General features: G+C 31.3%; 12 protein-coding genes, 1 tRNA gene and 2 pseudogenes. 7 read left to right on the plus strand and 8 right to left on the minus strand.

Annotated features, from left to right (window positions below; translation table 11 throughout):
* The first annotated feature begins 58 nt into the window (after window positions 1-58).
* The 5 genes from L8V88_RS05925 to L8V88_RS05945 all read left to right on the plus strand — a co-directional run bounded on the left by L8V88_RS05925 (window position 59) and on the right by L8V88_RS05945 (window position 4,742).
* Window positions 59-1,237 carry a NifS family cysteine desulfurase gene (locus L8V88_RS05925; protein ID WP_115646283.1) on the plus strand — a complete coding sequence of 393 codons (1,179 nt, stop codon included), beginning with the start codon at window positions 59-61 and terminating at the stop codon, window positions 1,235-1,237.
* Between the two features lie 10 nt (window positions 1,238-1,247).
* Window positions 1,248-2,219, plus strand: a complete 972-nt coding sequence (locus tag L8V88_RS05930; protein ID WP_263727230.1) for an iron-sulfur cluster assembly scaffold protein — start codon at window positions 1,248-1,250, stop codon at window positions 2,217-2,219.
* A gap of 81 nt (window positions 2,220-2,300) precedes the next feature.
* Window positions 2,301-3,461, plus strand: coding sequence for a Na+/H+ antiporter NhaA (gene nhaA / locus L8V88_RS05935; protein WP_263727231.1), 1,161 nt, complete (start codon window positions 2,301-2,303; stop codon window positions 3,459-3,461).
* Complete coding sequence (gene nhaA / locus L8V88_RS05940; protein ID WP_263727232.1) at window positions 3,458-4,612, plus strand: Na+/H+ antiporter NhaA; 1,155 nt, start codon at window positions 3,458-3,460, stop codon at window positions 4,610-4,612. Before nhaA (L8V88_RS05935) ends, nhaA (L8V88_RS05940) begins: the two co-directional genes overlap by 4 nt.
* 55 nt (window positions 4,613-4,667) lie before the next feature.
* Window positions 4,668-4,742, plus strand: a tRNA-Glu gene (locus L8V88_RS05945).
* 193 nt (window positions 4,743-4,935) lie between these two features.
* Here L8V88_RS05945 and L8V88_RS05950 read toward each other — a convergent pair.
* Genes L8V88_RS05950 through L8V88_RS05975 form a run of 6 tightly spaced genes read right to left on the minus strand, consistent with a single transcriptional unit; the run spans window position 4,936 to window position 9,839 of the window.
* Window positions 4,936-5,562 (minus strand): trimeric intracellular cation channel family protein, encoded by a 627-nt coding sequence (locus tag L8V88_RS05950; RefSeq protein ID WP_039627190.1) that lies wholly within the window; start codon window positions 5,560-5,562, stop codon window positions 4,936-4,938.
* Window positions 5,563-5,595: 33 nt separating this feature from the next.
* Window positions 5,596-6,639 carry a Cj0069 family protein gene (locus L8V88_RS05955; protein WP_214097910.1) on the minus strand — a complete coding sequence of 348 codons (1,044 nt, stop codon included), beginning with the start codon at window positions 6,637-6,639 and terminating at the stop codon, window positions 5,596-5,598.
* Between the two features lie 54 nt (window positions 6,640-6,693).
* Complete coding sequence (aroC, locus tag L8V88_RS05960) at window positions 6,694-7,782, minus strand: chorismate synthase (RefSeq protein ID WP_263727233.1); 1,089 nt, start codon at window positions 7,780-7,782, stop codon at window positions 6,694-6,696.
* Window positions 7,779-8,447, minus strand: a complete 669-nt coding sequence (gene rnc / locus L8V88_RS05965; protein ID WP_039619409.1) for a ribonuclease III — start codon at window positions 8,445-8,447, stop codon at window positions 7,779-7,781. The genes aroC and rnc overlap by 4 nt, the downstream gene beginning before the upstream one ends.
* The gene (rnhA, locus tag L8V88_RS05970; protein ID WP_263727234.1) at window positions 8,440-8,880 is read right to left on the minus strand and encodes a ribonuclease HI; all 441 of its coding nucleotides are present in this window, start codon (window positions 8,878-8,880) and stop codon (window positions 8,440-8,442) included. Before rnhA ends, rnc begins: the two co-directional genes overlap by 8 nt.
* A complete protein-coding gene (locus L8V88_RS05975; protein ID WP_263727235.1) occupies window positions 8,877-9,839 on the minus strand; it encodes a hypothetical protein in 963 nt (320 codons plus the stop codon). The genes rnhA and L8V88_RS05975 overlap by 4 nt, the downstream gene beginning before the upstream one ends.
* A 75-nt stretch (window positions 9,840-9,914) precedes the next feature.
* Between L8V88_RS05975 and dnaG the strand changes: the two genes are divergently transcribed.
* Together dnaG and L8V88_RS05985 are read left to right on the plus strand one after the other, a co-directional pair.
* Complete coding sequence (gene dnaG / locus L8V88_RS05980) at window positions 9,915-11,702, plus strand: DNA primase (RefSeq protein ID WP_263727236.1); 1,788 nt, start codon at window positions 9,915-9,917, stop codon at window positions 11,700-11,702.
* 65 nt (window positions 11,703-11,767) lie between these two features.
* The gene (locus L8V88_RS05985) at window positions 11,768-12,751 is read left to right on the plus strand and encodes an MnmA/TRMU family protein (protein ID WP_263727237.1); all 984 of its coding nucleotides are present in this window, start codon (window positions 11,768-11,770) and stop codon (window positions 12,749-12,751) included.
* 23 nt (window positions 12,752-12,774) lie between these two features.
* Here L8V88_RS05985 and L8V88_RS08010 read toward each other — a convergent pair.
* Window positions 12,775-13,155, minus strand: a pseudogene (locus L8V88_RS08010) (methyl-accepting chemotaxis protein); the annotation flags it as partial.
* A gap of 1,068 nt (window positions 13,156-14,223) precedes the next feature.
* Window positions 14,224-14,859 (minus strand): annotated as a pseudogene (locus tag L8V88_RS08015) (PDC sensor domain-containing protein); the annotation flags it as partial.
* Between the last annotated feature and the right edge of the window lie 133 nt (window positions 14,860-14,992).

Below are 14,992 nucleotides of genomic sequence, written 5' to 3' on the forward strand. Positions count from 1 at the left end.
ATATTTTAGTGTATATTAACAAAAAAGATAAAAATTATCCTAATTAAAGGAGTATAATTTGAAAGTATATTTAGATAATAATGCAACAACACAGCTCGCACCAGAAGCTTATGAGCTTATGAAACCTTTTTTAAAAGAACATTATGGCAATCCAAACAGCCTTCATCAATGGGGTAGTGCAACTCATCCTGCTTTAAAAGAAGCTATGGATAAACTTTATGCAGGACTTGGAGCAAGCGATTTAGATGATATCATTATCACTTCCTGTGCTACAGAGAGTATTAATTGGGTATTAAAAGGTGTGTATTTTGATAGAATTTTAAATAGCGATAGAAATGAAGTAATTATTTCTAGTGTAGAACATCCTGCAGTAGCAGCTAGTGCTATGTTTTTAAAATCTTTAGGAGTAAAAGTCATAGAACTTGGCGTTGATCATGAGGGTGTTTCTAGTGTAAAAGATTTAAAAGAAGCTATTTCAGATAAAACTGCGCTAGTAAGCATTATGTGGGCAAATAATGAAACTGGTATGATTTTTCCTATAGAAGAAATGGCTCAAATTGCTCATGAATATGGAGCATTATTTCATACTGATGCAACTCAAGCTGTTGGGAAAATCAAGGTTAATTTTGCAAAAGCTGGGGTTGATTTTGCTTCATTTTCTGCACATAAATTTCATGGTCCAAAAGGTGTAGGTGGACTTTATATTAAAAAGGATATAGAATTAACTCCACTTTTGCATGGTGGTGAACATATGGGTGGTAGAAGAAGTGGAACCTTAAATGTACCATATATTATAGCAATGGCAGAAGCTTTAAGAATTGCAAATACTATGCTTGATTTTGAAAACTCACACATTAGAAGATTAAGAGATAAATTAGAAGATTTAATTTTAGCTATGCCTGATACAAGTGTAGTTGGGGATAGATCAAGAAGGGTTCCTAATACCATCTTAGCAAGTATTAAAGGTGTAGAAGGCGAAGCTATGCTTTGGGATTTAAACAAAAATGGTATAGCAGCAAGCACTGGTTCAGCCTGTGCTAGCGAAGCACTTGAGAGTAATCCTATCATGGAGGCAATTGGTGCTGAAAATGATTTAGCTCATACTGCTCTAAGACTTTCTTTATCAAGATTTAACACAGAAGATGAAATTGATTATGCAGCAGAGCAAATAAAAAAAGCAACGCAAAGACTTAGAGCAATCTCAAGTACTTATGCATATAAGCCTGAAAATATTTAAAGGATAAAAAATGGCAAAGAATAATTTAATTGGCGGATCAATTTGGGATGAGTATTCTCAAAAAGTACAAGATAGAATGAATAACCCTCAACATATGGGTGAATTCACACAAGAAGATGCACAAAAAGCAAATGCAAAACTTATTGTTGCAGATTTTGGAGCTGAAAGCTGTGGCGATGCGGTTAGGCTTTATTGGTTGGTAGATGAAAAAACTGATAAAATCATTGATGCTAAATTTAAAAGCTTTGGCTGTGGTACAGCAATAGCAAGTAGTGATACTATGGTTGATCTTTGTATAGGTAAAACTGTAGATGAGGCTGTAAAAATTACAAATTTAGATGTTGAATTTGCTATGAGAGATAACCCTGAAACTCCTGCGGTTCCACCGCAAAAAATGCACTGTTCGGTTATGGCTTATGATGTTATCAAACAAGCTGCAGCGCATTATAAAGGTGTTAATCCTGAAGACTTTGAAGATCAAATTATAGTTTGTGAGTGTGCTAGGGTAAGCCTTGGAACCATCAAAGAAGTAATCAAACTAAATGATTTACATACAGTAGAAGAAATCACGCAATTTACTAAAGCAGGTGCTTTTTGTAAATCTTGTGTTAAGCCTGGAGGACATGAGAAAAAAGATTATTATCTTGTAGATATTTTAGCTGAAACTAGGGCTGAAATGGAAAGAGAAAAGCTAAAAGATCAAAGCAAAACAGATATTGCTTTTGATGATATGACCATGGTTAAACAACTAAAAGCAGTAGAGACTGTTTTAGATAGCGATGTACGTCCTATGCTACACGGTGATGGTGGAGATTTAGAAGTAATTGATATACAAAAAAGTGAAAATAAAAATATAGATATTTACATACGCTATCTTGGAGCATGTAGTGGCTGTTCAAGTGGGAGTGGTGCAACCTTATATGCTATAGAAAATATCTTACAAGAAGAACTTAGCCCAAATATACGCGTTATACCTGTTTAAGCAGTTTTTCTGCTTAAACTTTAAATTTCAAGCCTTTTTATGTTAAAATAACACGTTAATAAAAATTTAAAAAGGCTATTTATGCAAAGACTTCAAACCTTTGTTAAAAGTGAAACTTTTCCTGGTGTTTTGCTAATATTTTTTACCGTACTTGCACTCATTTTACAAAATAGTTCTTTAACGGATCAATATACCAATTTTTTAAATATTCCTTTTGGTTTTCAAGCAGGAAGTTTAGAAATTTTTAAACCTTTGCTTTTGTGGATTAATGATGGACTTATTGCGATTTTTTTCTTTGCCATAGGGCTTGAATTAAAATATGAAGTTACAAGAGGACAACTCAATAGTATAAAAGCTATGTCTTTACCTGTATTTGCTGCACTTGGCGGTATGATAGTACCTGCTTTGATTTTTGCGTTTTTTAACTATAAAGATCCTTTTGCTTTGCAAGGTTGGGCTATACCAACAGCTACTGATGTGGCTTTTGCGGTTGGTATTTTAATGCTTTTAGGTAAAAGAGTGCCTACTTCTTTAAAATTATTCTTACTTTCTTTAGCTATTTTTGATGACTTGGGTGCGATTATTGTGATTGCTTTATTTTATACAAGCGAACTTTCAGTTTTTGCTATGATTGCTGCCTTGGTGTGTATTTTAGCGCTTTATTTGCTAAATCATTTCCATATTACTAAAAAATCTTTTTATATCATCATAGCTATAGTATTTTGGATAAGCATGTTAAAAAGCGGGGTGCATGCGACTTTAGCAGGTGTGATTACTGCTTTATTTATACCACTTCAAACAAAAAGTGGTGAGTCTTTTTTAAAAGAAATAGAACATGACTTAGCACCTTGGGTGAGTTATTTCATCTTGCCTATTTTTGCTTTTGCAAATGCAGGCGTTGATTTAAAAGATATGGATCCAAGCTTTATGTTTTCTTCGGTTAGCTTAGGTATTATTTTAGGATTATTTTTAGGAAAACAAATTGGAGTATTTTTATTTTCATATATTAGTATAAAGCTAGGACTAGCAAAACTTCCACAAAATGTTAATTTCAAACAACTTTACGGGGTTTGTATACTCACAGGTATAGGTTTTACCATGAGCTTTTTTATAGACGGCCTAGCTTATCAAAATAGTGACATTTTTGCGTATTCAGACAAGCTTGCTATTTTAGTAGCTTCATTATTAAGCGCTATAGTTGGATATGCTTACTTAAAACTTATTTATAGTTTTAAAAAATGAAATTGAAAAGTTTCCAAAACTTTTTATCACTTGAAATTTTAGGAGGATTGTTGCTTTTATTAGCAACAATCTTTGCCCTACTACTTAAAAATAGTCCTTACGGGCAACATTATATGGACTTTTTAAGTGTAGAAATGGGTGTAAAAGTGGGTGCTTGGGAACTTTTCAAGCCTTCTTTATTGTGGATTAATGATGGTCTTATTGCAATCTTTTTCTTTGCCATAGGACTTGAATTAAAAAAAGAATTTGTTCAAGGAGAGTTTAAAACTCTTAGTAATATTACCCTACCCTTAATGGCTGCTATAGGCGGTATAGTTGTGCCTGCTTTAATATTTTGTGCTATCAATTTTAACGATGCTTATGTTTTAAAAGGTTGGGCTATACCTACTGCAACTGATACTGCATTTGCTCTAGTTATACTTGCAATGCTAAAACAACGCATACCAAGTTCTTTAAAAATATTCTTAGTATCTTTAGCAATTTTTGATGATGTAGGAGCTATTTTAATCATTGCTATTTTTTATACAGGAGAGCTTTCAACTTTAGCCTTTTTTGTTGCCTTTTGCTGCATTGTAGGTTTATTTTTACTTAATCGCTTGGGTAATGAAAGAAAATCATTTTATTATATACTTGGAGCATTGCTTTGGCTTAGTGTATTAAAAAGTGGAGTGCATGCAACTTTAGCAGGTATCATCACAGCTTTATTTATACCTGTATTTACAAAAAACAATCATGCTTTATTAGAGGAAATCGAGCATGGTTTAAAATTTTGGATAGCTTTTATAATACTACCACTTTTTGCTTTTGCCAACGCAGGGGTTGATCTTTCAAAAATTGAAGCACATATGCTATTTAGCGGTGTAAGTGTAGGGATTTTCTTGGGCTTATTTGTTGGAAAACAACTAGGTGTATTTGGCTTTGCTTATATAGCAATTAAACTTAAACTTGCAAAACTGCCAAAAGATGCTAATTTTAAACAACTCTATGGAGTTTGCATACTCACAGGTATAGGTTTTACCATGAGCTTTTTTATAGACGCCCTTGCCTATGAAGTAAGTGATATATTTAATTTTGTAGATAATTTTGCTATTTTACTAGCTTCCTTAGCTTCAGGTGTATTTGGCTATTTTTATCTGCGTTTTGTAAAATAATTAAGCTTTTTTTAAATTAAATAAGATATAATTTCATTTCTTAATTTAATGTTTTGGCCCATTCGTCTAGCGGTTAGGACATCGCCCTTTCACGGCGGTAACACGAGTTCGAGTCTCGTATGGGTCACCACTTTTAACCTCTAATTACAAAATATTATAAATAGTGATTTTCCATAACGAGGTTTGATTTATAATCAATACATCAAATAAATATTTTAAAAGCAAAAAATATAAATAAATTTACCTACTAACAAGCTTGTAAGATTTTATGAAAATACTATGGATAATAAGGCTTATCCTTTAAGAGTTTATAAGATAAAATTTTAACTTTCTTTATTTTCTCCATCTTTAAAAGAAAATATGGGCAAACTTAAACCATAATATATAGCCAAAAGTCTTGCTATGGTTCCTACAATCAATGAAGCAAGAATTACCCATAACTCATCTACGCCCAAAATATACAATATATAATACAAAGCCCCTGTTAATATAGCAACACCCGCATAAATTTCTTTTTGAAATACAAGTGGTATCCTAGCACATAGTATATCTCTTAATATCCCACCAAACACACCAGTAATCACAGCTGAACTCACAGCCACTATAAAACCATACCCCATTTCTATTGCAATTTGAGCGCCTAAAACACTAAAAACAACCAAACCTATAGCATCTAAAATCAAAAAAAGTTTTTCAAGTTTTATAACATATTTAGCAATTTTTGTTGTAATCATAGCTGCAACACAAATTAAAATCACATACTCAGGAGTTTTAATCCAAGTTAGCGGATGATGATCAAGTAAAATATCTCTAATCGAACCTCCGCCAATAGCTGTTACCAAAGCTATAAATATCACTCCAAAAAGATCCATTTTATGTCTTCCTGCAGCAATAGCTCCTGTCATCGCATCAACAGTAATTCCAATAATATAAAGTATAGTTAAAAGCATAATGAGTTTAAAAAACCCTTGTTAAAACAAGGGTTAATTTTTACTTACAATATCAATGATATTTTGAGCTACTTTTTTAGCAATAGGCTCAACAAATTCAGCAGGAGAGGTAAATCCTACGCAAGAGCAATTAATCTCACCTAAAACATATTTATCTTTACCATTTTCATCTGTATCTAAGATAAAATCAGCAGTCCAAATCAAAGGAATATCATAATTTCCAAGTTTTGAACGAATTTCAGGTAAGGTTGCTAAAAACCAATCTACTAATTCTTGCCAATCTTTTGGCTCATCATATCTGTATTTTGCACCCGAAAAAAGTGTAGCAGAGAACGCATCAGCACCTTCTGCAGGCTTTTTATGCACTACATAAATTGGAGTATGATAAAGCATTAAAATTCTAATTTCACCTTCTTTAATACGCGGTAAGAAAGTCATATCTACAAGCATACCATTATCACCTATAATGTATTGCTCACAAAAGTCCATAAACTCACCAAGTTCTCTTTCTTCTGTGTGATTATCTTTTGCTTCTGTGCATTTGATTTTTGCATTTAATGGCACGCTCACAGCTCCTGCTGGTAGTTCATCTATCAATCTCACACGCCAAATTCCCTCACCCGTTGAGCCACGATTTTGTTTTAAAACCCTCTCGCCCTTTGCTAAAGTTTTTGGGAAACTTTCTTTAAAAGTTTTAATATCATAATACGCATAAGTATCTTCAGGTACTAAAGCTGTTTTATTAAGCTTAGTAAGCGCATCTTTAGCGCCATATCCTATCATCGCATCAGGATGAGGCATACCTATAACACCATTTGCACAAAGTTTTCTAAGCATATCAAAATACTCATTTTCTTCTTTTAAATTTCCTGGGTTGATTCTAGAAACATAAGCATCAGCATTGTTTTTTACATATTCATAAATTTCGTCTTTCTTTTCTACTTCAAAAAAGATAACCTCAGCATTCCAACCTTGTTCTTTTAAGGCATTTACCATAGGCATAGTATCTTTTCTATGACCATCCTCGCCTTTATCGCTACCACCTCTAACTTCAAAAAACACAATATTTTTTTTCATATTTCTCCCTTTTTAAAGATATTTTATCATCATATCTAAATAAGTATTAAATTTTTATTTATTTTTTACATAAATACGTTGTAAATTTTGCAAATTTGAACTTGCATTTAAAAGCAAAGCATCAGCCATGCAAATTGCCACCATAGCATTTACCACAACACTACCTCTTATACCCACACAAGGATCATGTCTACCTTGTAACTCGTGTATAATATTTTCTCCTTGAATATTTTGTGTTTGTTGGGGTAAAAATATAGAAGGAGTTGGCTTAAAATATGTTTTTATATCAATAAAATCCCCATTAGAAATTCCACCTAAGATCCCGCCGCTATGATTGCTTAAAAACACCCCATCTTTTAGCTCATCATTGTTTTGACTTCCATACATATAGCTACTTTGAATGCCACTTCCTATTTCTATAGCTTTAACCGCATTTACCCCCATAATCGCATGAGCAAGTTTAGAATCAAGCTTATCATACAAAGGCTCACCTAAGCCTTTTATAGGGTTTTTTACTCTAGTAAAAACTCTAGCACCTATGCTGTTTTTAGCTTTTTTAGCTTTTAAAATTTCATCTTTAAAACTTTGCTCTAAATTTTTATCTAAAGCATAAACTTCACTATTTTTAGCATAATCAAAATCAAACTCATCATTACTAAGTTTGCTATCAATGCTTCCTACTCCAAAAACCCCACTCATTATCTCTATGTCAAATTCTTTTAAAAGCATTTGTGCCACAGCTCCTGCTGCTACTCTTGCTACACTTTCTCTAGCACTAGCTCTTCCACCGCCTCTATAATCTCTAATGCTATATTTGTGATAATAAGTAAAATCAGCATGCGCAGGACGAAATACATCTTTTTCATAATCTTTTGAGCGTGTATTTTCATTATACACCAAAACACTTATAGGGGTTCCTGTTGTATAACCCTCAAAAACCCCACTTAAAACTTGAGCTTTATCTTCTTCTTTTCTAGGGGTGCTAAATTTATTTTGACCTGGTTTTCTTTTATCTAGCATTTCTTGTAAAAAATCAAAATCAAATTTCACCCCTGCTGGCATACCATCTATCACACAACCTATAGCTTGACCATGAGATTCGCCAAAGCTTGCAAATTTAAATCTTACTCCAAAGCTATTCATAGTTTTCCTAATTTCTCAAGTGCGATTTTAGCACATTGTTGTTGGGCTTCTTTTTTACTACCTGCTGTAGATCTTGCTACTTCTATGCCTTGAATTTTCACTGCGATTTCAAATTGCTTTTTATGATCAGGCCCAAAAGCCTTTACTACAATATACTCAGGTGTGCCTGCCATATTTGCTTGTGTGATTTCTTGCAATCTTGTTTTATAGTCTTTAAACAAACTTTGTGTATCAATATGTGGATAAACCTCATTAAGTAAATTTAATGCTATGTTTTTAGTTTTTTCAAAACCTATTTCTAAATACAAAGCCCCCATTAGTGCTTCAAAAGCATCAGAAAGTATGGAAGGTTTATTGCGTCCATCGTTATTTTCTTCTGCAATAGACATAAAAATACATGCTCCAAGATCAAGTTTTTGCGCTAAAGTTGCAAAAGATTTTTCATTCACCAAAGCTGCTCTAAGTTTAGAAAGATTTCCTTCTGAGTCTTTTTGAAATTTAAAAAACAAAAACTCCCCTACCACTAAATCCATCACAGCATCGCCTAAAAACTCTAATCTTTCGTTATTATAAGGCTTTTTATAGCTTTTATGCGTCAAAGCTTCGATGAGTAATTGCTCATTTTTAAAATGATAATTTAATCTTTCTTGGAGTTTTTTAAGCATTTATTGACCTTTCTTCTTGGAGCTTTAAGGCTGCATTTCTTGCTAGCTCATCACAACGCTCATTTAATTCATGGCCATTGTGTGCTTTGATCCAAAAAGCAGTTATTTTATGATCTTTAGCTACATTTAAATACTCTTTCCAAAGATCAATATTTTTTTTACCTTTAAAATCTTTTTTTACCCAACTTTCAAGCCATTCATTAATACTTTGCACCATTAAATTTGAATCTGTGTATAATTTTACCTCACATGGTTCTTTTAAAGCTTTTAAAGCCTCTATAATAGCCATTAACTCCATACGGTTATTTGTTGTATTCTCACACGCCCCACTTTGTTCTTTTTGATGATTTTTATAAGTTAAAACATAAGCCCACCCTCCAAAGCCAGGGTTGTTTAAACAAGAACCATCAGTATAAATTTCAATATTTTTCAAGCTTTTACCTCATAATAAATCTCACATTTTCCAAATTCATAACAAAATGGACAATGATAAAAAAACAAAGGACTTTGATTTTTACAATTATTACACACATAAGTAAAGCTAAGATTTGCACTTAGCTCATTATCGTTTAAAATTTTTAAAATTTTTAGTTTATGATTTTTAATAGAAATAGCTTTGGTGCTTAAATTTTTTGCATAAAAAAACTCATGGTATTTTTCATCTTCAAGATTAAGCGGACTTTTGCATTCATTAAGCAAATCAATGACATTTTCAAATTGAGGCATTTGAGTAAGTTTATCTTTATAGTGTAAAAAACAAAGTCTTAAAATATACTCATTATCCTTGCTCAAAGCTAAAATTTCTTTTAGTTTTTGCTCTTGCTCTTTAGAACTTGCTTGAATTTTCAAAGCTTTTATCAAAGCTTTTTCTGCATATATATTTTCTCCTAGCTCAAACAAACACTCTAAAACATCTAAAACCTTATCATAATCTTTGAGTTTTAAATAAACAATTTTTAAAAGTTTTAAGCTTTCTTTATTACGTGCTTTGATTTTTAAAGCATTTAATAAAGCCTCTACGCTACGCTCTAAAAACCCTGCTTTTAAATAAACTTGTGCTAGTGAAAAAAAGATAAATTCTTTTTGGCTTGCTTCATTTGCTTTTTGCAAAGCTATGAGATAAATCCCCACAGCTTTTTCAAATTCACCGCTTTTAGTAAAAATTTGAGCTAAGAAATTTAAATTTTCTATGCTTAAATTAGCATTTTTTAAAATTTGTTGGTGTGTAGAATTAATTTCAAATTTTTTTACAAAACGATCAAGTTTGCTTTTTTGGTCTTTACTTGCAACAATACGCCATATATAATGTGAGCTAGCTATGATAAAAACCAAAGCAGTTAAAACAATAAGACCAAATAAAGGATCGCGGTATTCTACAAAGAAAAAATCCATAACCTTGCAACTTAATTTTCAAATTTATAACAATTATAGCTAAATGCTTATATAATTTTCTTTAAGGTTTACAAGATGATAGAACAAGCAAGTATAGAACAACTTTTACAAAAAACAGATATTGTTGATATCATAGCTCATTATGTTGAAGTAAAAAAACAAGGCTCAAGCTATGTTTGCGTTTGTCCTTTTCATGATGATAAAAATCCTAGTATGCATATTAATTCTATTAAAGGATTTTATCATTGTTTTGCATGCAAGGTTGGGGGTAATGTTTTTAAATTTGTAATGGATTATGAGAAATTAAACTTTGTTGAAGCGGTGGAAAAAGTTGCTTCATGGAGTAATTTTTCACTTACTTACACCTCGCAAAAACAAGATAATAAAAAATCTATCATTCATATCTTGCCTACTCTTAATGCTTTTTATAAGCAAAACTTAGCTAAAAACAAAGAGGCTTTAGCTTATCTTTACAAAAGAGGCTTAAATGATGAGGATATTAGAACCTTTGAGCTAGGTTTTGCACCAAGTTCTAATGAAACACTAAGACTTTTACAAAATGAGCAAATCACTCAAGAAGAAGCTCTAGAGGTAGGTGCGATAAAACAAAATGAAAATGGTGCTTATGCAAGCTTTATTAATCGCATTACTTTTAGTATTTATGATCATAAAAATTTACTCATAGGCTTTGGTGGTAGAACTTTAGATGAAACAAATATGGCAAAATACGTTAATTCTCCCCAAAGCAAACTTTTTGATAAATCACGCGTTTTTTATGCACTTAATTTAGCAAAAGATGCCATTTATAAACAAAAAGAAATGATAATTTGCGAGGGCTATATGGACGCTATAGCCTTTCATAAAGCAGGATTTAAAAATGCTGTAGCGGTTTTAGGAACAGCTTTGGGTGAAAATCACATACCTTTGATAAAAAGACTAGAAGCAAGAGTGATTTTGTGTTTTGATAATGATAATGCAGGGCTTAATGCTGCTGTGCGTTCGGCACATTTGCTTAGTTTAGCAAAAATTGATGGAAAAGTGGTCTTAATAGAAGGTGGAAAAGATCCGGCTGAACTCGTAGCAAGCCATCAAGAAAAATTACTTTTTAATATTTTAGAAAAAGGCATAGAGCTTGGAGAATTTTATATAAGAAGTTTGATTGCAAGTTGTGATTTAAACTCAGCACTTAGTAAGCAAAAAGCCTTAGAAGAGGTACAAAAATACACTTTTAATCTTGAGCCTTTAGTAGCAAATTCCTACACTATCTTAGTAGCAAATCTTTTGGGTGTAAATATTAATGATATTAAACTTTCTAAAAATACAAGAAAAAACATAAACTTTACTAATCCCATCAAACAAAGTAAAATCAATAATATAAGCGAGTTAGAGCTTTTGAAATTTTTATATGAAAATAATGAAATCATAGGGCTTTTTAAACTTTTAAGCGCAAAAGAATATTTTTTACACCAAGATATTACTAAAGCTATTTTAGAGCAAAAAAACTTTGAAGATCCTAGTATAAGAGAGCTTTATGAATTTGAAAATATCAAAAACTTAAGCAATTTAGAAGAATTTTTATATGCTATTTGCAAGATCAACCTTGCATATTTTAATAAATTAAAAAGTTTAAATTTAAAACAAGCCTTTAAAAAACAAATTTATAATTTGCTCAATCAAAATTTAGAAAAAATCAAAAAAAGCTATCAAAATGATGAAGTTTTTTTTAATCACTTGATAGAAGTTTTAAAAAGCGTGCATTTTTTAGATGATGAGGAAAGCTTGGAATTATTTTTAAATAGACTACAAAAAAATATCAAAGATAAAAAAGCAATTCATTACAACTTTGAAGAAGAAGTTTTTTAAATAAAAACTTGCATAAAAATTAAAAAATATTCATTACAATATGCCAAAAATTTCGAAAGGAAAAAATGAAAGCATTAGCACTTTTTAGTGGCGGGCTTGATTCTATGCTTGCTATAAAACTCATAAGCTCTCAAGGCATAGAAGTAAAAGCTTTAAATATCAATATAGGCTTTGGTAGCACAAGCGATAAAAGCGAACTCATGGCAAAACGCGCTGCTATGGCAGGGGCTAGTTTTGAAATGATAGATGTAAGAAATGCATATTTGCAAGAAGTTTTATTTAACCCTCAATATGGATATGGAAAGCATTTTAATCCTTGTATAGATTGTCATGCTTTTATGTTTAAAACTGCTCTTTCTATGTTAAAAGATGAAAATGCAAGTTTTATCATCACAGGAGAAGTAGTTGGTCAACGCCCAATGAGCCAAAGAAATGATGCTATGGCTAAGGTTAAAAAACTAGCACTTGATGAAGAAGATTTAATCTTGCGTCCAATGTGTGCTAAAAATTTACCTTTAACCAAACCTGAGCGTGAAGGTTGGGTTGATAGAGAAAAGTTAGAAAACATAAGTGGAAGAAGCAGAAAAAGACAACTTGAACTAGCCGCCAAATTTGGTTTTGAAGATTTTGAAAGTCCAGGTGGTGGATGTTTGCTCACACTTGAGAGTTTTTCAAATAAAATCAAAGATTTCATTAAATTTGATAAAAATATGCAAGTTAATGATGCGCAACTTTTAAAATACGGACGCCACTTAAGACTTCCAAATGGCTCTAAAATGATAGTGAGTAGAAATGAGCTAGAAAATCAATTTTTAAAAGAATTAAAAACTCAAAAGTATGAAGAATTAAAACTTTTTGATTTAATAGGTGCTTATTCTTTAGTAGATGAAAATATTAATCCACAAGATCTTGAACTTGCTCTAAGCATAGCACTAACTTATGCTAAAACTCAAAATAATACAAAATACAAAATAGGCTTTAAAGATAAAATTTTCCAAAGTATGGCTTTTGAAGATAAAAATAAAATTCAAGAGTATTTTATAAATTAAACTACCCTTTAAAGGGTAGTTTTTTAGAATTTCTTTCTTCTAACTTCTGCTACAATATCAGCTGACATAGAATCAACTTCATTTGCTACAGAATTAGTTGCATGGGCAATTTGTGAGTTTTCTTTAGTTAAACCATCAATTACTGAAACAGATTGATTAATTTGTGAAATTCCTAAAGCTTGTTCTTTAATACTCTCACCCATTTCATTAATAGATTGAACTAAGATATTAGTATTAGCTTCAATCTCACCTAAAGACTTTTGAGTTCTTTCTGCTAGATTTCTAACTTCATCAGCAACAACAGCAAAGCCACGTCCATGTTCTCCTGCGCGTGCAGCTTCAATAGCAGCATTTAATGCAAGCAAGTTAATTTGATCTGCAATATCTCTAATAACATCAGTTACATCTTTGATATCACTACTTTGTTTAATAACTTCTTCAGTTCTTGCTGCTACTGCATTCATAGAAGCACTCATTTCTTCAACCGCAGCAGCACTTTCTTGTAAAGAATCAGCTTGTTTTTGCGCACCTTCATTAAGTTTTAATACACTTTCTTTTAAGGAATCAGCCTTAGTTTGAAGCATTTCACCTTGACTTAGTGAAGCTTGAAGCATTTTTCTAATCTCTACACCTACTGCATTAAGTGATTTTTCTATCTCACCTTCTGCATTATCAAGTTTATCTGAAAAGTCAAGATTTTGAAAGCTAGCAAAAACTCTTTCTATTTCATTTAAATCTTTGCCTATTTTCATTTGCATATCTTCAAGCATTTTGTTTAACACTTCTTTTAATTCTACAAGTTTTGGATTTACAGGATTTGCTTCTATTCTTTGGGTAAAATGTCCTTTTTCTATATCACAAGAAACTTCTAAAATATTTTGCACAGTAATATCATCTTTTTCTAAGCATGTATGAATATATTGAACATTATCATTAATCATTAATGCCATTTTCCCAAGCTCATCGTTATATCTAGGTGTTAAAACTTCAACAGTAGACACCTCATGATTTAAGTATTTAAAGAATTTCATCATATGCTCTTGCAATCTTGTAATTCTATTTGTTATTATAGTTTTCATACTAATTCCAAGAACTAATATTATAACAACTATAGCAACTAAGCCGCTTATTAGTATAACATTTCTTAACTCAGCAATAGGCGCATTAATAACCTTTTGCGGTGCAGTAGCAAGCATAGACCATAAAATTCCTGTATTAGGCCATACTTCAAAAACTCTTATCGCACCATGATATTTCGAGCCATCATCTGCAATATAATCAATACTTGTAACTTGCACTTTCTTTGTTACTTCTAAAATATTAGTAGCGTTTTTATTTACTTCTATGATTTTTTTAGTTACAAAATCTTCATTTGGGTGTGTAGCTATAACTCCACCATTTGATAATAATATTCTTCTATCTCCTTCAAAAACAGATCTAGAAGGATCATTAAAATCATTAGCTAATACTTTCATGTCAAATATCATACCAAGCACACCTAACACTTTTCCTTTTTTATCCATCAAAGGCATAGCTATATTTGAGCCAAAGATTTTTTCTCCATTAATATTAAACCATCTAGGCTCTCCAAAATACATTTTATCGCCACCCATAATATGCCCAATACCTCTTAACTGAGCTATATCACTACTTGCTTGTAAAGTTCTCATGCCTCCAGGTTTCAATACATCTGAGTCTTTCATTAATACCATAAATTCATTCTTACTTGTAAAGTATTTATTATCCAACCCCATATTTTTGTAAGTCGATCCATCTTTTAAATAATAATACCCATAAGCAATAGTAGAACTAGCATCTATAGTTTCACCAAGAATATTTTCTATTCTTTTTTCTGATATAGGACCTTCTTCAAGTAAAGTATTGAATATTTTTTGTGCCCCAATAGCAGAAATAAAAAATGATTTTATAGCAGCTTCAGCAGAATTTGTATAACGAAAAACTGAAGTAATAAGCGTTTTATCAATCTGCTGAGTTAAAGTATTTGTAGATTTTTGCACAATCAACAAAGACAAACTAGCTAAAATCAAAACAACTGTTGCAACAACAATAGCAATAACTTTTGTACTAAGTTTTAATTGCTTCCACATTATAATACTCCTTAAACGTAATAAAATATTTTGCAATTATAAAAACTTATTATTAAACTAAAATAAAAAAATATTAACTAAAATAAAAAAATATTAAACATTTAACTATATTACTCAAATATCTATAAAATGG

It is taken from the genome of Campylobacter sp. IFREMER_LSEM_CL2101, assembly GCF_025771825.1.
In the GTDB taxonomy this organism is placed as follows: domain Bacteria; phylum Campylobacterota; class Campylobacteria; order Campylobacterales; family Campylobacteraceae; genus Campylobacter_D; species Campylobacter_D lari_C.

Excerpts from the sequence above, each read along its gene's own strand:
- L8V88_RS05930 (WP_263727230.1), top strand. The coding sequence starts at position 1,248 with ATGGCAAAGAATAATTTAATTGGCGGATCAATTTGGGATGAGTATTCT.
- nhaA (WP_263727231.1), top strand. The coding sequence starts at position 2,301 with ATGCAAAGACTTCAAACCTTTGTTAAAAGTGAAACTTTTCCTGGTGTT.
- nhaA (WP_263727232.1), top strand. The coding sequence starts at position 3,458 with ATGAAATTGAAAAGTTTCCAAAACTTTTTATCACTTGAAATTTTAGGA.
- L8V88_RS05950 (WP_039627190.1), bottom strand. The coding sequence starts at position 5,562 with ATGCTTTTAACTATACTTTATATTATTGGAATTACTGTTGATGCGATG.
- L8V88_RS05955 (WP_214097910.1), bottom strand. The coding sequence starts at position 6,639 with ATGAAAAAAAATATTGTGTTTTTTGAAGTTAGAGGTGGTAGCGATAAA.
- aroC (WP_263727233.1), bottom strand. The coding sequence starts at position 7,782 with ATGAATAGCTTTGGAGTAAGATTTAAATTTGCAAGCTTTGGCGAATCT.
- rnc (WP_039619409.1), bottom strand. The coding sequence starts at position 8,447 with ATGCTTAAAAAACTCCAAGAAAGATTAAATTATCATTTTAAAAATGAG.
- L8V88_RS05975 (WP_263727235.1), bottom strand. The coding sequence starts at position 9,839 with ATGGATTTTTTCTTTGTAGAATACCGCGATCCTTTATTTGGTCTTATT.
- dnaG (WP_263727236.1), top strand. The coding sequence starts at position 9,915 with ATGATAGAACAAGCAAGTATAGAACAACTTTTACAAAAAACAGATATT.
- L8V88_RS05985 (WP_263727237.1), top strand. The coding sequence starts at position 11,768 with ATGAAAGCATTAGCACTTTTTAGTGGCGGGCTTGATTCTATGCTTGCT.